The organism is Maricurvus nonylphenolicus (genome assembly GCF_042854845.1).
Taxonomy (GTDB): domain Bacteria; phylum Pseudomonadota; class Gammaproteobacteria; order Pseudomonadales; family Cellvibrionaceae; genus Maricurvus; species Maricurvus nonylphenolicus.
On the sequence record NZ_AP031498.1, the window covers coordinates 3770087 to 3788297 of the forward strand.

Consider the following 18211-nt stretch of genomic DNA (forward strand, 5'->3'; position numbering starts at 1 on the left):
ATCCGATAATATCACAAATGACACAATGTATAATACTGAGGGGATATCCATAGGTTGAGGAAACAAGACTCGCCCAATCTATGGATATTCAAACAAGTGCTTTAGCTTAAAACAGGATCTTTAGCCTCTTTGGCTGAGCTTTTGAGCATGCGCGACATCACACCATCACGAAGAACGATTTGGTGATAGAGCGCACCTACAACGTGCAATGTAATCAGCACTAAAATGGCCTGCGTTGAAAACTCATGCAACTGCCGAATCGACAGGAACAAGCCTTCATCCAGATTACCCAGCGATAAACTCCATTCACCAAATACCACAACAGCTGACGTAGCGTGCATAGCAGTGGCTAAGCCAGTCGCAAATAAAGCTGCCAGGAAAAAGTAGATCGCCATGTGGGTGCCTTGAGCGAGCCGGACTTGCCAGGCCGGCCCAGCAAGCGGGGCCGGAGATCCCTGCTTAAAACGAAAATAGAGACGCAAGATAAACAAGCCGAGCACAATTAAATTCAAACTGGCGTGATCACCACGGGATTCCAAACGATCCCATAGTTCCATGTCACCACCGAATTTTCTGGCTACCACCAGGTCGAGGCATATACACAACGCCATCAACCAATGAAGAGTTTTTTGTGCCAACGAATAGCCCGAACGATTCACGGGGCTGGATAACGTACTCATAAAGCCTCCTCCAATTGCAGATCTTCTACTCCCTCCTCTGTGCTTGCATTCGAGGAAACGGTTGTTTCAGCAAAGAATCTGCGAATAGCACGATTGGTGGCAACAGGGTTTTCCAGGTGTAAGAAGTGATTGGCATGGATAAACTGCACCCGCGCATCGGCCACAAACTCCGGCGAGCGATCGTATTCTTCCGGGTGTTGGCCACGGTCATACCAGGCTTGCAACATCAGCATCGGCATATCCATTGACTTAAACAGATAATCCTCGCGATCTTTTATTTCAATATCGAAGTTAGTGGTTTCAAAATACTTACTGATCGCCTCACCGGTGCCCTTAAATTTGAATTCATACTCCAGGCGCTGCAAACAGGCATCACTCAAATTCGAAGGAAACCAGGCCTGATAAATAATCGGGATAAAGTTTTTGGATTTAAACAACGCGGCACCAAACTTGGTTTTCAAAATATGATGCGGTGGTACCGGTTCACCGTGGGGTTCATTGAACGACTGCTGCATACGCACATAACGTATGATGCGGCCTTTCAAAGTGGGCACATTGGTTAGATGATCCGTCAGCACCGTACCACGGTCATGGCCCATGATATTGAAGCGGTCGATCTCCAACTTATCCATTAATTCGGCAACGTCCAGAGCCATACCTGGGTTGGTATAATCGAGGTGTAAGCGCTTATCCGACTGTCCATAACCTTTCATATCAATAGCGACCACATAATAATCCTGCGACAGGTCGGCAATTTGATGGTGGAAGGCCCACCAGGATTCTGGCAATCCAGGCACAATCAGAATCGCCTCTTTAGCGGGATCGCCCGCCGTCACAAAGTGATAGGTGCTACCCCTTGCCTCTTGATACCAATGGGTGACTGGAATATCGCCGTCAAGATATTCAATTTCGCCATGCAAGTTACCGGTATTGGGTGGCGGCGTGGTAACCGGGTAACGCATGTCGTCAGTAATTTTGACTGCCGGCGTTCGCCTGCCGGTATGTACCTTCGGGATAACAAATCCGCTTAGTCCATTAATCAGAATCACCAAAGGAGTGATGCCCACCGGTAATCGTGCAAACCTCCACACTAAATAAGCCCCAACAATTCCCCACAGTGTCATTTCAAGCATTGTCATAAACCTTGCCCCTTCTGAATTAACGTCATCTTTTCCTCCCAGCCAATAGCAGGTTTTGCCTGAATACTGACCAACTCAAACTGACGATAATTCATTTAATGACATTATGTCAATCATGAATACAAATCACAAAACAAGAAACGCTTTACCAGAAAATACGGAAACACCCTGCAAGCCAGATGATGCGAGGCCTTCAGTAAACACCTCTGTCACTTTACAAAAATGAGCATAAACCACTATTGACACAAAATACAAAACTGAAGATTATTACAATTACAATATTGTTGTTCAGAAACTTACCCCCTGAGATTTATCCCAATAGGTAAATAGCCATGAAATTGATCAGTTATACCTTTAACAACACCCCCTCTTTTGGCGCACAGAAGGGAGATGGCGTCATCGACTTGGGCCGCCGCTTGGGCGACCGCTATCCAGACCTGAAATCGCTTGTCGCGGCAGGTCTTCAAGAAGCTGAAGAAATCGTGGCTACAGCAGATATCGACCTGGCCCTGGACGACGTACAACTGCTACCCGTAATACCCAACCCAGGCACTATCTGGTGTGCAGGTATGAACACCCACTCCCACTACGAAGAAGCCAAAGACCATATGCACCTGAAGGAGAAGCCACAAAAACCGGTACTTTTCCTGCGTAGTCCCGCTACGCTGGTAGCCTCTGGAGAAGATCTGGAAAAACCACAGCTTGAGCCAGTATTCGACTACGAAGGGGAAATTGCCCTGGTAATTGGCAAACGTGGCCGCAACATCAAAGTGGAAGACGCCCTGGACTATGTGGCCGGCTACACCCCATTTAACGATGCCTCAGCGCGTATGTACCAAATCAGCTCCAACCAGATTACTGCCGGTAAAAACGCCCACCGCAGCGGCGGCTTTGGCCCTGCCCTGGTCACCTCTGATGAAGTGGACCTGGATACCATGACACTTGAATGCCGCCTGAACGGTGAAGTCATGCAAACCATGCCTCTGGACGACCTGATCTTCAGTTTTGCCGAACTGGTGAGCTATATCTCTGAGTTCGCCTGGTTAGAGCCTGGCGATGTCATCGTTACCGGCGCAGCCGAGGGTGTTGGCGCCCTGCGTGATCCCATGGTGATCCTCAAAGCTGGCGATACTGTTGAAGTTGAGGTTAGTGGTGTAGGTACCTTGGTTAACGGGGTGGCAGACCAGCCTGCCGTATAACTCCCGACCCTATGCAGCAGCCCCTTAGCGGGCTACTGCATATGACAAAACAGCACTAATGACACAAGAAACATTATTGACATTATATCACTTTAGTTAGACACTAATGCCTAAGCCGTTAGACCGCATGGTCTCCCCGCCAAAAACGTAAAGGCAGTAGTATGATGTTTTGGACCTTAATCGCAGCGATCAGCCTGTTTACACTCTGGTTCTTCTGGGAAAAAAAACACCGCAAAACCCACGCTATGGCAGGCGGTATCCACCGGGATATCCACCTCCCCCACGAACAAGAGTTCGAGCTCTACCACAACGCCCTGTCGCTATGCTCGAAGAAAGTCAGGGTCTGCCTCGATGAGCTGGGTATTGACTATAAAGGCCATCATATTCACCTGATTGAAACCGGTTACTATGAAACCCTCAGCCGCCATTTCCTCAAGGTGAATCCTGCGGGCATTCTCCCGGTGTTAGTCCACAACGGTCACCCGGTGTATGAATCCCACGATATCCTTACCTATGCCGCCGCCCATTCGAAAACCCCTTACCTGCTGGTACCGGAAAATCCGCAGGACGAGGAAGAAATGCAACACTGGATTAACAAGGCATCCATCATTGGTGATGACGCTATCGAAGGTATCAAAATCAGCGCCGGGTACTGCTCCGGCATGTTAAGCCTGCCGTTATTTGCAGCAGGTATGACCTATATTCCTTTACGCTATCCATTGGTGGGCTTGTTGTTTCATCGCTTAAAGATCCGCGCCGTGCTTTTTACCCTGTTAAAAATTTCTGGCTTAAAAGGTTTTACCAAGCTGACGCCGTTAATGAAAAAAATGGCCGCTGGTCGCAACTATATGCACAAACATTTCCGGGATCTGGAAGACCAGCTGGAAAAGAATGGCCCATGGATTATGGGAGAGCAATTCACGCTGGCCGATGTTAGCTGGTTGACGGTATTTGAACGCCTACGGGAATCAGATTGGCTGGACTATTATCTGGCAGATAACCAATATCCAATACTGACTAAATACTGGCAAGCACTACAAGCGAGAGAAAGTTATCAGACTGCGATTCTTGATCATGGCCACCACGCCATCGACAAGCCTTTACAACTCATTAAAGACACGAAGGATTCTTCTCCTTCGCTAAAGGAAAAGCTGGAAACCTGCTTTTCAGAAACGGTTTATTAGCAACACCACTTGGCCGGGGCATTCTCTTCCACCCCGGCATTTTTTCTTTTTATTTTTTAGTAAGTGCCTGAAATCCGACTCAACTAATAGCATTAAGAAACTTCAGATAATGTTGAGCAACATCATTCGGTGCTTCCACCTGTGGATAATGACCAATAGCTCCCAACTCTCCTAAATAATCCAAACGACACTCAAGCTCTTTGTAGCGCTCCACCATATGCTTACCCGATACAGGATCCACAGAACCATTTATCAACGCCAAGGGAATCTGAGATTGCTGTAATGCTTTTATCCAACGCACGCGATGGGTTTTACGATCGTTAATATAGGTCATCAAGTTGTGGAAAAGATGCTTGCCGTCTTTGTGATTAATCAGCTTCCAGAATGACGCCAACTCAGCTTCCGACGGTTTGGTATTTGCCCCAAACACATGGGAAAAATTTTTACGAAATTGCTTATAACCTGACAAACGATTAATAAACCCGCCAATTGGCGACAACAATAGCTTTTGTGTTAATAGCGCTCGATGGGTTTCTGGAAACAAACCGCCATTCAGGAAACAACAGGACAACCATTTCCCTTCGCCTACCCCTTCATTTTGACGCGCCAGCAGTTCCTGTGAAACCGTATCCCCGTAGTCATGGGCCAGCACATGGCATGCCTGCAGGCCTTTATAACGAACCACAGCCTCGACTAAATCCGCCTGCTTATGAATGGTGTAATTACGCTTATTGGGTTTATCGGTAAAACCAAACCCCAGCATATCCATGGCTACCAGGCGAAACTGCTTAAGTAGTTGCGGCCACATAGGCGCCCAATCCCAGCTGGAAGTCGGGAAGCCGTGTACCAACAGCAGTACCGGTTTGCTGCTGTCTTCGCCCTCCTCATCGATGACAAACACCTCATGTTCGAGGTTGTTAACCTTCAGATTGACCAGCTCACCTCGCTGGCGCCACTGCTCAACCTCAATGCTTGCCGGGATATCGGCCTCGGAATAATTGCCCATCACCTTCTCTCTCGTTCGTATTGTTGTAGTCGTTATCGGGTTTCTACCTATTTTGAGGTAGTCTCAAACAAAAAGAACTTGACGTCAAGTTCAAGTTTGTACAAAAATAACCCACAACAAGCCAATAACCTACTCTGAGAGTTACCGTGGTCGCTGAAGAATTAACCGAAAACGAACTGCCACCCAGCAAGCCTATTCCCACCCAGGCACGCGCACGATTAAAGCGCGACGCCCTGATAGCGGCGGCTACCGAGGACTTTAAACACCTGGGTTACGAGAGCACCACTGCCAAGAGCATCGCCAATCGTGCCGAAGTGGCTACCGGAACCTTCTACCAATACTTTCACAACAAAGATGACATGTTGCGGGTTATTGCTCGCGAGCGCCTGGAGCAATTATCACAGCAGTTCGAAGAGCAGGAATCGCGGCTACCACTCACAGATATTACCGCCCTACTGAAACACAACCTGGCTCTGGTGTTTACGTTTCATGAGGAAGCGCCCGAACTGCATCAGGTTCTGGAACAGCGCCGCCATTGCGACCCACATCTGCAGGAGATACTGAAACAGGGCGAAGTAATACTCAGCCAACAGGTTTTAGACTTTGTAAAAACCTTCAACGTTGAAGACCCTGAAGCCGTCGCCTTTAGCTTATTCGCCATGTCCGAAGGCTTGGCCCATCACCATCTGAGTCAGGTCATTCAGGGCATTGCCCCACCCAGCGAACCCATTATTACACTGGGTGCTGAGATGCTGGCGAGTTATTTCAAAGAACAAACTCGAAAATAACACCCAATAACAATACCAATAACACAACTCTAAAAGCCAAAGAGAGAGAACAATAATGAATGCCCCAGAGCCAATACCATCAATCGATACTTTAATTCGCAATGCCAAGGTCTTTAACAATGGCGAAACACCGGTAATAGAAGATATCGCCATCGCCAATGGCCGCATCGTTGCCCGCGGCAAAGATCTGCCTCACACAGATGCAACAGAAGTGATTGATGCTAGCGGTCTGTGGGCCATGCCAGGGTTATTTGATATTCACACCCACTACGACCTGGAATTGGAAGTGGCACCAGGCCTACCGGAATCCACTCGCCACGGAACCACTACCGTTGTTATTGCTAACTGCAGTTTAGGTTTGGCCTTTGGCGCACAGCGCAAAGACGGTGCTGATCCCATTGTGGATTGTTACGCTCGGGTAGAAAACATTCCCAAAACTGTTTTACGTCAAGCCGCCGACCAAGTGAATTGGAACAGTCCAGAAGAGTACTTAAAACACTTACAAGAACTCAATCTGGGCCCCAACGTTGTTACCCTGCTGCCCCACTCTATGCTGCGTATCGAAGCCATGGGTTTTAACGACAGTATCAATCGCGACCCTTCTAGTGATGAATTACAGAAGATGGAAAACCTGCTGCGCGATGCTATTCGCATGGGTTACGTTGGTATGTCTACCGACGCTCTGCCATTCCACTATCTGGCTAACCAACCCAACTGCCACAAAACCATTCCAACGCAGTTTGCCAAGTACAAGGAAATGAAAGCCTTAACCCAGGTAGTACGAGAAGAAGACGGCATCTGGCAAGCGACGCCACCAAAGGACAGTGTGGTAGATACGTTAAAAACCTTCCTGCTAACCAGTGGCCGCCTGTTCGGCAAACCGTTAACCACCACTGTCGTAGCGGCACTGGATGTCAACAACAACAAAAAGTTATCCAAGATGGGACGCCTGTTAGCCAAAATGCTTAACAGCCGCTTTATCAATGGTGACTTCCATTTCCAGGCTTTTGGTGCACCGTTTAAAACCTGGGCCGACGGCGCGATTACACCATTGTCGGAAGAAATCCCCGAGCTGCGTTTCCTTAATGAAACCGATTTGGAGGATCGTGAAGCCCGCCGCGCGATTCTGAATGATCCCGACTTTATCCAGCGCTTTAAAGCCATGTGGCTGAAAGGCAAACAAGGATTTTCCATCGCCCGCCTGAAACGCATTCTCGATATGGAAGACTACGCTTTCCACCGCACCCTGGCAGAAATGTATGTGGATGTTTGCCCATTAACGGAGTGGGAAGGCAAAGATTTTCAAAGCCTGATGGACCGTGTATTAGCTATCAAGGCCGGCAATACACCTCAAGATGCAACCGAAAAAGAACTCACACTGGTTCGCGAAGAATTTTTCTGGATTGCCGACGAAGCTGACTTTATGTTGCAAATGCTACGCAGCTTCGACACCCAGTTAAGCTGGTGCACCACCACCGCCAACAGCAACCCGCAAAGAGTCCGTGAACTGATTATGGATCCCCTGTTACTCCCAGGCTTTAACGACTCTGGTGCTCACCTGACCAATATGGCCTTCTACGATGTTAACCTGCGCTGCCTGAAAATGGCTGCCGAAGGTGGTGATAACGATGTGAGCTATATGGTCAAACGCCTAACCAAAGATGCGGCCGATGTCTTCGGTGTAGCCGGTGGCACCATCAATATCGGTGACCAGGCCGACCTGATTTTGGTTGATCCCAAACAGCTTAATCAATACGAAGGTGAAGCCAACGTTCAACGTGTATTCCGTGAAGAATACCAACATCAACAACTGGTAAACCGTTCGGACAATGTTGTGCCATTGGTATTAATTAACGGTCATACCGCCTGGAAAGATAATCAGTTTGGTGAGAAACTGGGTAAGGTTAAGATGGGAAGTTTAATGAAAAAACAACGTGGCGTTCATACGGCCACTCAAGATGAAGTGGCTTTAGCTTAATCGTATAGGGGCTGATATCTTCAGCCCCTATTCTTTTATCGCTATTTTTTACTGAACACCAAAAGTCGTTTTCGCCATTTCCAAAATATGCGCCGGTGCGGTTTTAGGCGAGCCCGCATTAAAAGGCGGCGCGGGGTCATACTCAATAAACAGCTGCATCAATTGCGCAAAGTCATCATTGGTCAATTGCGCGGTCAATGCCAAGCCCATATCAATGCCTGCCGACACACCTGCAGCCGTCAAATATTTTCCACTTTCGACCATACGTTCCTGCATCGGCTCAGCGCCAAACTCCTTGAGCATATCCAGTGTGGCCCAATGGGTCGTAGCTGGTCGACCTTCTAATAAGCCAGCTTTAGCCAACAACAGCGATCCAGTACAAACCGAAACAGTGCGCCCTGTCGTTGTATCAATCTTTTTCACCCAATCCACCACAGCTTTATCTTCCATGGAGGTGAAGGTATCTGTGCCACCGGGAATCAACAGCAAGTCTGCCTCACTCACTTCGTCGATACTGTAATCGGCCACAATCTGCAGACCAGTATCGGCCGTTACCGGGCCCTTAACCTTGGCGACTTTTTTTACTTCCATACCGGGGATGCGTGACAGTACTTCATGGGGCCCAACAAAATCCAGCGTGGTCATATTGGGGTAGAGAAAAATCGCTAACACGCGTTTGGTAACTGAATCCATGACTGCTTCTCCTGAGGCAATTTCCTGAATAATGTAAGTTCATAGTAAACCCGCCGCCCATTTGCAGAAATGACAACAACCGACTATATTCCGCCATTATGACGTCAACCACTACATCCACTCGCACCCTGTGTTTTGTCGCCTATAACGGCTTTATGACACTGGATTACAGCGGCCCGGCCTCAGTCTTTAGCAGCGCTAATGCTATTGCTGAAGCACCTCTGTATAAGATCAAACTGCTCTCGGTTGAAGGCGACCTTATCGCCAGTGAAAGTGGCATTGAGATGATGACTCAGTCGCTGAAATCCCACCGCTTTAAAGCTACAGATACGGTTTTTGTACCCGGTGCCAATCTGCCATTTTTGCAAGATGCCTGTGACAATCAGGTACTGATTCAATGGCTAAAAAAAGCCAAAACCAAAGTTGGACAAATGGCGTCTGTCTGTACCGGTGCATTTATCTTCGCCGAAGCCGGAATTCTGGAAAAAGCTAAAGCCACTACGCACTGGGCAGCATGTAACCAATTTCAACAGTTACACCCTGATATCGAACTGGATCAGGAAGCGCTGTATCTGCAAAACGATAATGTCTGGACCTCCGCTGGCGTAACCACCGGTATCGATATGGCGCTAGCCATGCTGGAACAGGATCATGGCAGTGATCTTATGGGGCAGGTCGCCAAAGCGCTGGTTATCTATGCCCACCGCCCAGGCAACCAGTCCCAGTTCAGTAGTTTACTGGATCAGCAGCTTAATGCGGGCGACCAGTTCGGCGCCTTAATCAACTGGCTGGAAGCCAACCTGGACAAGCCAATCAAAGTAGAGCAGATGGCCGATCAGGCGGGCATGTCGGAACGCAACTTTTACCGGCGCTTTACCGAAACCATGGGTGTATCTCCCGCCAAGTATCTGGAAATTCAACGCCTGGAACGGGCGCGGCAATTACTGGTGGACGGCAATACCATCAAGCGCACATGCCACCTGGTGGGGTTTAAATCAGAAGCGGCCTTCAGAACAGCCTTTAAAAACCGCTTCGGTTTATCACCGTCTTTAATGCGGGAAATGCATAGTCACAAGGCCTGAATCCCCCCGTTAGAAGGCCAATATCATTGCCCATACCTATGACCCTGGCCCGGCTGCATTCCCCCCTTCATTTTGCTATCCTAGCCAGCTTTTCCCTATAGCTATAAAAACCGATTATTCCTATGAGCCAAGCCAGCGCCAAAGCGACTCACACCCCCATGATGCAGCAGTACTTCAAACTGAAGGCTGACCACAAGAACGAGATCGTATTCTACCGCATGGGTGACTTCTACGAGATCTTCTTTGACGACGCCAAAAAGGCCGCTGAGCTGCTGGATATCACCCTGACCTCCCGCGGTAAGTCTGGTGGTGAGCCTATTCCCATGGCCGGTATCCCCTTCCACGCAGCCGATGGTTATCTGGCCAAGCTGGTACGTATGGGCGAGTCGGTGGCAATTGCTGAGCAGATTGGCGATCCAGCCACCAGTAAAGGGCCTGTTGAGCGTAAGGTTGTACGTATCGTTACCCCAGGTACCGTCAGTGATGAGTCCCTGCTGGATGACCGTCGCGATAACCTGTTGGTGGCCCTGAATGTGGTGACGGTGGATGATCAATCCACCTTTGGTATTGCCACTCTGGATATCGGTTCCGGTCGTTTCCAGGTGTTGGAAATCAACAGCCTGGAAGCTGCATTGGGTGAACTGCAACGCCTGTCCCCGGCCGAGTTGCTGGTGCCCGAAGATCTTATGAGTAATGAGATTACCGAGGGCCGCCGTGGTGTACGCCGTCGTGCGCCATGGGAGTTCGAGCTGGAAACCGCTCAACGCCTGCTGACCCAACAGTTTGGTACCCAGGATCTGGCGGGCTTTGGCTGTGATCACCTGCATGTAGCCGTTGCCGCTGCTGGCTGTCTGCTGGCCTACGCCCAGGAAACCCAGCGCACCGCCCTGCCCCATATTCGCCAAATCGGTTTTGAAAACCGTGACGATGCCGTCGCCATGGATGCCGCTACCCGCCGCAATCTGGAACTGGACATCAACCTTAATGGCGGTGAAGAAAACACGCTGTTTTCCGTTCTGAATAAAAGCGCTACCGCCATGGGTGCTCGCTTGATGCGCCGCTGGCTGAACCGCCCTCTGCGTAATCTGAACGAACTGGAAGACCGCCTGGATGCCATCACTAATCTGCAGGAAAATTATCAGTTCGAGCCGATTAACGGCAGCCTGAAACGTGTGGGTGATCTAGAGCGTATTCTGGGCCGCGTAGCCTTGCGCTCTGCCCGCCCTCGCGATCTGTCTCGCCTGTACAGTTCACTGGCCACCTACCCGGAACTGCAAACCCAGCTTGCCCCCATGCAGGCGCGAAAGCTGCAGAACCTGGCAAAGACCATTGGTACCTTCCCGGATCTGGAAGACCTGCTGGGCCGCGCCATTATTGAAAACCCGCCGGTGGTAATTCGTGATGGCGGCGTGATTGCCGAAGGTTACGATGACGAACTGGACGAACTGCGTAATATCAGCACCAATGCCGGCCAGTTCCTGGTGGACCTGGAAACCCGCGAGCGTGAGCGCACAGGCATATCCACCCTGAAGGTAGGCTACAACCGTGTCCACGGTTACTTTATTGAAATCAGCCGCTCAAACGCAGAGCAAGCACCGGCTGAATATATTCGTCGCCAAACCCTGAAAAATGCCGAGCGTTTTATTACCCCTGAGCTGAAAGAGTTTGAAGACAAAGCTCTGTCAGCCAAGAGCCGCGCGTTAACTCGTGAGAAGGCCCTTTACGACGAGCTGCTTGAAAAACTTAACGAACAACTGCTGCCATTACAGGATGCGGCTTCGGCGGTATCGGAGCTGGATGTACTGACCACTTTTGCTGAACGTGCCGATAGCCTTGGCTTCTGCCGCCCAGAGCTGCACGCCGATGTGGGCATTGAATACGGTGCAGGCCGTCACCCAGTGGTCGAGCAGGTTGCTGAACATCCGTTTGTGCCCAACGATCTGCGCTTTAGCGATGACCGTCGTATGCTGATTGTAACTGGCCCGAACATGGGCGGTAAATCGACCTATATGCGTCAGACAGCACTTATCACCCTGCTGGCCCATGTGGGTTGTTTTGTGCCGGCTACCAGCGCCCGTATTGGTCTGGTAGATCGTATATTTACCCGTATCGGCTCTTCCGATGATCTGGCCGGTGGCCGCTCAACCTTTATGGTGGAGATGACTGAAACTGCCAATATCCTTAACAACGCCAGTGATCGCAGCCTGGTGCTAATGGATGAAATTGGCCGTGGTACCAGTACCTTTGATGGTCTGTCTCTGGCCTGGGCCTGTGCCAACCAGCTGGCCGCCAATGTGCGTGCCTTTACCCTGTTTGCCACTCACTATTTTGAAATCACAGACCTGCCCAACAGCTTGCCGGCAGTGGCGAATATTCACCTCGATGCCACCGAGCACAATGACAATATTGTCTTCCTGCACAATATTCAGGAAGGCCCGGCCAACCAGAGTTACGGTTTACAGGTGGCCAAGCTGGCGGGTATTCCTGGCAATGTGATTGATATGGCGAAAGAGCAGCTGGCGCAACTGGAAGCGGGCCAACATGCGGTCACACCGATTGCCGAGGCTCCTACTCCTGCTCCTGCTCCTGCTCCTGCTCCTGCTCCTGCTCCTGCTCCTGCTCCTGCTCCTCAGCCAGTATTGGATGATCCATTTCAGGGGGATATGTTTGGTGCGGGTGCGCCGCATCCGGCGGTTGAAGAGTTGGAGCAATTGAGTCCGGATGATTTGAGTCCGCGTGAGGCGTTGGATTTACTTTATAAGCTTAAAGGGCTGGTGTAGCTTCACGCCCCCTCCTGGAAAGTCACTAGGCTCCTGCCTTCGCGGGAGCGACATTAATGAAGAATGGCAAAAATTTATAGTTCGTCATTCCTGCGAAGGCAGGAATCCAGTGTCTTTGGACAGCCCACAAAAGAAAACAATTCTCATTAACAAATAGCAGCACATTCCCCGATTTTCGCGACCGTTCTTATCAAGAAAACCGATTTGCTATAGTCAAAAAACACTCTACATCGATATAGAAATCCTGATAGAATGCGCGTCATTCAAAAATGACTGTCTAAATTGGAGTCCGGAAACATGACTTTTGTTGTTGGGGAAAACTGTATTAAATGTAAACACACTGACTGTGTTGAAGTGTGCCCCGTTGACTGTTTCTATGAAGGCCCTAACTTCCTGGTAATTCACCCAGACGAGTGTATTGACTGCGCCCTGTGTGAGCCAGAGTGTCCAGCCGATGCAATTTTCTCTGAAGACGAGCTGCCAGAAGGTCAGGAAGTATTCCTGGAACTGAACGCCGAGCTGGCCGAAGTATGGCCAAACATCACCGAGATGAAAGACTCTCCAGCCGATGCTGAGGAGTGGGACGGTGTTGAAGGTAAGCTGAAACTGCTAGAGCGCTAAAAGAAAAGCTAGAGCGTTAATCACTCTAGATTGCAGCCATAAAAAAAGCCGCGTTAAGCGGCTTTTTTTATGCTTGAAGATAAAAGGTCTACAGGTTTCCGAAGAGCGCCTCACTGCTTAAACCCTGCTTCTCCAAAATATCACGCAGACGCTTCAAAGCTTCCACCTGAATCTGACGCACACGCTCGCGGGTTAAACCAATTTCACGACCGACTTCTTCCAGCGTGCTGGTTTCATAACCACGCAGTCCAAAACGACGCGCTACCACTTCACGTTGTTTCTCTGTCAGATCAGACAGCCAGTTATCAATGCTTTCGCTAAGATCACTGTCCTGCAGCAGTGCCGCCGGATCGGAAACATGCTGATCGGGAATGGTATCGACCAAAGCCTTGTCAGACGATGGGCCAACTGGCACATCCACCGACGCCACACGCTCGTTTAAGCCCAGCATTTTTTGCACATCTTCTACAGGCTTATCCAGCAGGTCGGCAATGTCTTCCGGCGTAGGTTCGTGGTCCAGCTTTTGAGCCAACTCACGCGCCGCGCGCAGATACACATTTAATTCTTTCACTACATGAATCGGTAAACGGATGGTTCGCGTTTGATTCATAATGGCGCGTTCAATGGTTTGACGAATCCACCAGGTTGCATAAGTGGAGAATCGGAAACCGCGCTCAGGGTCGAATTTTTCTACCGCGCGAATCAGTCCCAGATTACCTTCTTCAATCAGGTCTAACAGGGCCAGGCCGCGGTTAACGTAACGCCGAGCGATCTTCACAACTAATCGCAGGTTACTTTCAATCATACGCTTGCGGGAAGCTTCACAGCCGCGCAAGGCTTTGCGGGAGAAATACACTTCTTCTTCCGCTGTTAACAGCGGCGAGAAGCCTATTTCATTTAAATAGAGCTGAGTGGCATCCAGATTCTTTTGGAACTTATCCGGGTCTTCACTCTTTTTACGTGTCTTTCGGCCCGTTGTTTTAGAAACAGTTTTTGGGCTCGCTGCTTTTGTCTGTTTTGTCTTTGTCTCGCCTGCAGAGTTTTCTAATTCTACATCGGGTAAATCAACATCCTGAAGTACAGCAAACTCTTTATTGGCATCCCGATCTACTTTCGCTTCTTGTACTGCCATTGTTATTAGTCCTGTGAGTTAACGGTTGAAATGACGCATGCGTTACAGATCTTCTTTGAGAATCTTGTAGCGCTGAACCCCTACTACCCCCTCGTGGACCACTCTTCTTAAGCCTCTCTGCAGCAGTGATGACTGCAATTTGGATTAAAGTTTTACACCTCTATCGTTTTGGTAAATAACGTAATGGATCTACCGGTTTACCATCACGACGTATTTCAAAGTGCAATTTCGTTTGGTCAGTTCCACTGGAACCTATCTCGGCAATTTTCTGACCAGCTTTAATCTGATTTCCCTCTGCCACCAATAAACGGTGGTTGTGGGCATAAGCACTGAGGAACTTTTCGTTGTGCTTAATGATCAATAAATTGCCATATCCCCTTAACCCGTTCCCGGCGTAAACAACGACACCGGGACCGGCTGCGCTTACAGACTCCCCCAAACGTCCGGCAATATCAACACCTTTGTTTAACCCTTTGGAGGTAGAAAAACCGTTGATCAACTTACCCTTGGCGGGCCAGCGCCATTTAAATGACGAATAGGAAGGTGCTGATGAAGGTTTTTTTACAACGGTTTTTGTCGGTGTTTTTGAACGAGAAACAGGTGTTTTAGGCGCCGTTTTTGTGACGGATTTCACAGGCGACTTATAGGTCACTCGCGATGAATGCAGACGAAGCCTTTGCCCTGGGTAAATGGTATAAGGCCGTGCAATTCCGTTATATCGAGCCAACGTCTTATAATCTATGCCGTAGCGCCAGGCGATGGAGAACATGGTCTCGCCTTTGCTGACAACGTGATGGGTGAGCTTATCGCTGGGAGGCTGACGCCGATCTGCCACCGGCGCATGATGGGGAGCACTGCTACAGGCAGACAACACCAGAAAAGCGATCAAAATATTGATCACTTTTGCTCGTTTGTTACGCTGCCCGCTGGTTCGTTTCACTACTCCACCCCGGTAGACTTTGCACAAAAAGTAGGCAACCAATATAGAAAATGGTGCTAACTAGTACGGCTTTATTATAAAAATGTCTAATATTTTGCGTTGAATCTGCTCATTCAACGCACTATTTGGTAGATTTTTCCGAGATAGGCAAGTCAATCTCAAGATCCAAAATTGAACTTAATCCACCAATTTGGTGCTCGACTTTAACCCATACTCCAAAAGGAGTACCAGCCCAAAACCCACTGCCGCAGTGCCCAGAGCCGCTATTAACTGTGATTCATTGCCGGTTAGATTCTGGTAAGTCCAAGGCAAAATATTTTCCTGCACCAAAGGCACAGCCTCACCGTGACGGTTTACCGTGGTCGCTAATGTCTGCTTCCAGGGCCAAATCACATTGAGCGAGCCCAGCAAAAAACCCGTTAACAACGCCAGTGTCATATCGTGAAAACGGCGCAGCATCCACGACAACACATGGGAAAACAGTAACAGGCCAATCACACAGCCAAAACCGAAACAGGCCAGCAGCACCAAATTAAAGGAGGACACCGCCTCCAAGATGACGCCATAGATACCAATCATCAGCAGAATAAAACTGCCGGAAATCCCCGGCAGAATCATTGCACAAATCGCCAGGCTGCCTGACAGCATGACGATCCACCAATCACCGGGCAAACTCGCTGGGCGCATCACCGAGATCGCCACGGCCAAGGCAATCCCCACTGCAAATGCCAGTAAGGTTGTCCAGGCGCGCAGAGAAATGGAACGGCTTATATAGGCACCAGATGCCAAAATAAGACCAAAGAAAAACGCCCACACCAGAATAGGAAAGGCTTCGAGACAATAGGTAATCAGTTTGGCCAGCGAGAACACGCTAAACAGCACACCACCAAATATCGCCAACAGGAAGTTGCCATTAATGTGTCGCCAAGCGGCCGCAATGCCCTGTTGAAACAGACAAGCTACCGCTTTGTGGTCGATGCGCCGCAGGGAATCAATTAATTCTTCGTAGATACCGGTAATAAAAGCAATTGTGCCACCGGAAACACCGGGAACCACATCGGCAGCACCCATCGCCATGCCACGCAATACAAGAAACAGATAGTCTCTCAGCGTCCGGCTGTTGTCCTGCTCCATGAGGTGCGGACCTATCAGCGGGTGGTACCGGAAAGCAGTGGTACAAACTTCACTGGCTCCAGCACCTGGGTCATAAAGTTATCGCTATCACCTTCACGGATGATCAGGCGTAATTCCTGAGTATTACCACCAACAGGGATGACCAGCACACCGTTTGGCGCCAGCTGCTGTAACAGCTCTGGCGGTACATCACGTGGCGCGGCAGTACTTAAAATCGCATTAAACGGCCCCATTTCTGGCCAGCCAAAGCCGCCATCGGCATGGCGCAGCTGAACATTGCGCAGGCCAATCTGGCGCAGACGCTCACGAGCTTTATCCTGCAGAGGTTTGATACGTTCGACGGAATATACCTGGCCAACAAGTTGGGCCAGGATTGAGGTTTGGTAACCCGAGCCGGTGCCGACTTCCAATACTTTATCCACAGAACCCGCCGCGCCGAGCAATACCTCAGTCATACGCGCAACAATATAGGGTTGGGACAGGGTTTGGCCAAAGCCAATAGGGAGAGCAGTATCTTCGTAGGCACGATGGGACAAGGCTTCATCGAGGAAAATATGGCGCGGGGTATCGCCTATCACATCCAACACTTGATGGTTTGTCACCCCTTGATCCATCAAACGCTCAATCAGGCGCTGACGGGTACGCTGGGAGGTCATCCCTATACCACTTAAGTGCAAACTACTCACTGGTTCCCCCAAATGAACACTGGTCTGTCTATTGTTTTCTTGTCGTTTTGATACTGCTTTAAGGCGCCGACTATACCATATTTAGTGGCCAGGGCTTAGTGGTTAAGCCACTGATCGTAATATGATCAACTCTCGCAATACCGAGGTAGCAAAATCCCCGGTACCCAGGGCAAAACGCAGGACCAAATCATCCTCCTGCCACTGCCATTGCAGCCCTTGGGGCTTCAATACCAGCTTACGTCGCTCCTGCGACAAACCGCTGTGTTCCATACCATCACACCAAGCCTGCCAGTCACTCAAGGCTTGCTGTTCCAGTGCCAAAGCGTCGTCAGTCCCCAAAGGCCTGCCACGTCCCCATAGCGGACCGGTCGGTAAACCTTTGTCCAACACCTCACCATCCAAGGGCGTGAGCCAGCTGTCCACCTCAACACGGGCGGCCAATACCGTATTGAATAAATAGGAGCGAGCAGCTGATAGCATCAAGCCGCGCTTTTGTTTATCGCGCATGCGCAGGCCTTCTACCAGGATACGATGCGCCTGGGTCAGGTTACCGCCATCGCGACCAAAGCGTTGCTCGCCAAAGTAATTGGGTACGCCCTGGGCTTCTATCTGCTTAAGACGCAGCTCCAACTCGTCTTTATCCCCATCGACATTACGCAGGGTGATGCAGAACTGATTAGCCTCATGCATACCACGGCGCAGCTTTTGGGCATGGCGATCAACCGTCAACACTTGGGTCGATTCGGTATTTAAGCGTTGCCAATCTGCTTCCGGCTTTTTACCCAGATAGACACTAAACCACTGGGTTGTCACCGCATGGCGGTCTTTTAAGCCGCAATAGCCCACATCCATGGGCTTTACTCCCGCCAGCTCAGCGATCTGTTTGGCTACCCAGGCGGTGTTGTCCCCGCGTTTGCGGATATGCAGTACGACATGCTCGCCCTCCCCCGAGGGTTCGAAACCCAAGGTTTCATCAACCACAAAATCCTCTGGTGTGGTACGAAAATCACCACTGGCCAGGGGCTTACCCAAGGCATAGGGCCAATCCAGAGGGAAGTTAGGGGATACATCGGACATCTGAGGCTCCATACACCATCAATTAAAGAAGTCGCAGAATAGCAATTACGGACACGCCAGCTGCGCGCATATTTTCTAGAGTGGCATTTTCA

General features: G+C 49.8%; 16 protein-coding genes. 7 read left to right on the forward strand and 9 right to left on the reverse strand.

Going from position 1 to position 18211, the window contains the following annotated elements:
• Positions 1-101: 101 nt before the first annotated feature.
• Complete coding sequence (locus ACGHZ6_RS16315) at positions 102-680, reverse strand: cytochrome b (protein ID WP_390615059.1); 579 nt, start codon at positions 678-680, stop codon at positions 102-104.
• Complete coding sequence (locus ACGHZ6_RS16320) at positions 677-1819, reverse strand: alpha/beta fold hydrolase (protein ID WP_390615060.1); 1143 nt, start codon at positions 1817-1819, stop codon at positions 677-679. The genes ACGHZ6_RS16315 and ACGHZ6_RS16320 overlap by 4 nt, the downstream gene beginning before the upstream one ends.
• 332 nt (positions 1820-2151) lie before the next feature.
• Here ACGHZ6_RS16320 and ACGHZ6_RS16325 point away from each other — a divergent pair, with 332 nt between their 5' ends.
• Positions 2152-3018 carry a fumarylacetoacetate hydrolase family protein gene (locus ACGHZ6_RS16325; RefSeq protein ID WP_390615061.1) on the forward strand — a complete coding sequence of 289 codons (867 nt, stop codon included), beginning with the start codon at positions 2152-2154 and terminating at the stop codon, positions 3016-3018.
• A gap of 161 nt (positions 3019-3179) precedes the next feature.
• Positions 3180-4202, forward strand: coding sequence for a glutathione S-transferase family protein (locus tag ACGHZ6_RS16330; protein WP_390615062.1), 1023 nt, complete (start codon positions 3180-3182; stop codon positions 4200-4202).
• Between the two features lie 79 nt (positions 4203-4281).
• On the opposite strand, the gene ACGHZ6_RS16335 is transcribed toward ACGHZ6_RS16330, so the two are convergent.
• Positions 4282-5208 (reverse strand): alpha/beta fold hydrolase, encoded by a 927-nt coding sequence (locus tag ACGHZ6_RS16335; protein ID WP_390615063.1) that lies wholly within the window; start codon positions 5206-5208, stop codon positions 4282-4284.
• Positions 5209-5354: 146 nt separating this feature from the next.
• Here ACGHZ6_RS16335 and ACGHZ6_RS16340 point away from each other — a divergent pair, with 146 nt between their 5' ends.
• Positions 5355-5996: a TetR/AcrR family transcriptional regulator gene (locus ACGHZ6_RS16340; protein ID WP_390615064.1), complete on the forward strand. Its 642-nt coding sequence runs from the start codon at positions 5355-5357 to the stop codon at positions 5994-5996.
• A 55-nt stretch (positions 5997-6051) separates the two neighbouring features.
• On the forward strand, positions 6052-7974 hold the full coding sequence (locus ACGHZ6_RS16345; protein WP_390615065.1) for an amidohydrolase family protein: 1923 nt from the start codon (positions 6052-6054) through the stop codon (positions 7972-7974).
• Positions 7975-8022: 48 nt separating this feature from the next.
• Here the strand turns inward: ACGHZ6_RS16345 and ACGHZ6_RS16350 are convergent, their stop codons facing one another.
• Positions 8023-8667, reverse strand: a complete 645-nt coding sequence (locus ACGHZ6_RS16350; RefSeq protein ID WP_390615066.1) for a DJ-1/PfpI family protein — start codon at positions 8665-8667, stop codon at positions 8023-8025.
• Positions 8668-8765: 98 nt separating this feature from the next.
• Between ACGHZ6_RS16350 and ACGHZ6_RS16355 the strand changes: the two genes are divergently transcribed.
• From ACGHZ6_RS16355 to fdxA, 3 genes are all read left to right on the forward strand, one after another.
• On the forward strand, positions 8766-9749 hold the full coding sequence (locus tag ACGHZ6_RS16355) for a GlxA family transcriptional regulator (protein ID WP_390615067.1): 984 nt from the start codon (positions 8766-8768) through the stop codon (positions 9747-9749).
• 122 nt (positions 9750-9871) lie between these two features.
• Positions 9872-12529 carry a DNA mismatch repair protein MutS gene (gene mutS, locus ACGHZ6_RS16360; RefSeq protein ID WP_390615068.1) on the forward strand — a complete coding sequence of 886 codons (2658 nt, stop codon included), beginning with the start codon at positions 9872-9874 and terminating at the stop codon, positions 12527-12529.
• A 297-nt stretch (positions 12530-12826) separates the two neighbouring features.
• Positions 12827-13150, forward strand: coding sequence for a ferredoxin FdxA (gene fdxA, locus ACGHZ6_RS16365; protein ID WP_390615069.1), 324 nt, complete (start codon positions 12827-12829; stop codon positions 13148-13150).
• 88 nt (positions 13151-13238) lie between these two features.
• Here fdxA and rpoS read toward each other — a convergent pair whose 3' ends face one another.
• The 5 genes from rpoS to truD form a co-directional block, all read right to left on the reverse strand.
• A complete protein-coding gene (gene rpoS / locus ACGHZ6_RS16370) occupies positions 13239-14282 on the reverse strand; it encodes an RNA polymerase sigma factor RpoS (protein ID WP_390615070.1) in 1044 nt (347 codons plus the stop codon).
• Between the two features lie 160 nt (positions 14283-14442).
• Positions 14443-15222 carry a peptidoglycan DD-metalloendopeptidase family protein gene (locus tag ACGHZ6_RS16375; protein ID WP_390615071.1) on the reverse strand — a complete coding sequence of 260 codons (780 nt, stop codon included), beginning with the start codon at positions 15220-15222 and terminating at the stop codon, positions 14443-14445.
• Between the two features lie 177 nt (positions 15223-15399).
• A complete protein-coding gene (locus ACGHZ6_RS16380; RefSeq protein WP_390615072.1) occupies positions 15400-16356 on the reverse strand; it encodes a DUF368 domain-containing protein in 957 nt (318 codons plus the stop codon).
• A gap of 14 nt (positions 16357-16370) precedes the next feature.
• Entirely contained in the window at positions 16371-17012 is a 642-nt protein-coding gene (locus ACGHZ6_RS16385; RefSeq protein WP_390615073.1) for a protein-L-isoaspartate(D-aspartate) O-methyltransferase, read from the reverse strand.
• 132 nt (positions 17013-17144) lie between these two features.
• Entirely contained in the window at positions 17145-18119 is a 975-nt protein-coding gene (truD, locus tag ACGHZ6_RS16390; protein WP_390615074.1) for a tRNA pseudouridine(13) synthase TruD, read from the reverse strand.
• Positions 18120-18211: the final 92 nt, after the last annotated feature.

Excerpts from the sequence above, each read along its gene's own strand:
- ACGHZ6_RS16315 (WP_390615059.1), bottom strand. The coding sequence starts at position 680 with ATGAGTACGTTATCCAGCCCCGTGAATCGTTCGGGCTATTCGTTGGCA.
- ACGHZ6_RS16320 (WP_390615060.1), bottom strand. The coding sequence starts at position 1,819 with ATGACAATGCTTGAAATGACACTGTGGGGAATTGTTGGGGCTTATTTA.
- ACGHZ6_RS16325 (WP_390615061.1), top strand. The coding sequence starts at position 2,152 with ATGAAATTGATCAGTTATACCTTTAACAACACCCCCTCTTTTGGCGCA.
- ACGHZ6_RS16330 (WP_390615062.1), top strand. The coding sequence starts at position 3,180 with ATGATGTTTTGGACCTTAATCGCAGCGATCAGCCTGTTTACACTCTGG.
- ACGHZ6_RS16335 (WP_390615063.1), bottom strand. The coding sequence starts at position 5,208 with ATGGGCAATTATTCCGAGGCCGATATCCCGGCAAGCATTGAGGTTGAG.
- ACGHZ6_RS16345 (WP_390615065.1), top strand. The coding sequence starts at position 6,052 with ATGAATGCCCCAGAGCCAATACCATCAATCGATACTTTAATTCGCAAT.
- ACGHZ6_RS16350 (WP_390615066.1), bottom strand. The coding sequence starts at position 8,667 with ATGGATTCAGTTACCAAACGCGTGTTAGCGATTTTTCTCTACCCCAAT.
- ACGHZ6_RS16355 (WP_390615067.1), top strand. The coding sequence starts at position 8,766 with ATGACGTCAACCACTACATCCACTCGCACCCTGTGTTTTGTCGCCTAT.
- mutS (WP_390615068.1), top strand. The coding sequence starts at position 9,872 with ATGAGCCAAGCCAGCGCCAAAGCGACTCACACCCCCATGATGCAGCAG.
- fdxA (WP_390615069.1), top strand. The coding sequence starts at position 12,827 with ATGACTTTTGTTGTTGGGGAAAACTGTATTAAATGTAAACACACTGAC.
- rpoS (WP_390615070.1), bottom strand. The coding sequence starts at position 14,282 with ATGGCAGTACAAGAAGCGAAAGTAGATCGGGATGCCAATAAAGAGTTT.
- ACGHZ6_RS16380 (WP_390615072.1), bottom strand. The coding sequence starts at position 16,356 with ATGGAGCAGGACAACAGCCGGACGCTGAGAGACTATCTGTTTCTTGTA.
- ACGHZ6_RS16385 (WP_390615073.1), bottom strand. The coding sequence starts at position 17,012 with ATGACCTCCCAGCGTACCCGTCAGCGCCTGATTGAGCGTTTGATGGAT.
- truD (WP_390615074.1), bottom strand. The coding sequence starts at position 18,119 with ATGTCCGATGTATCCCCTAACTTCCCTCTGGATTGGCCCTATGCCTTG.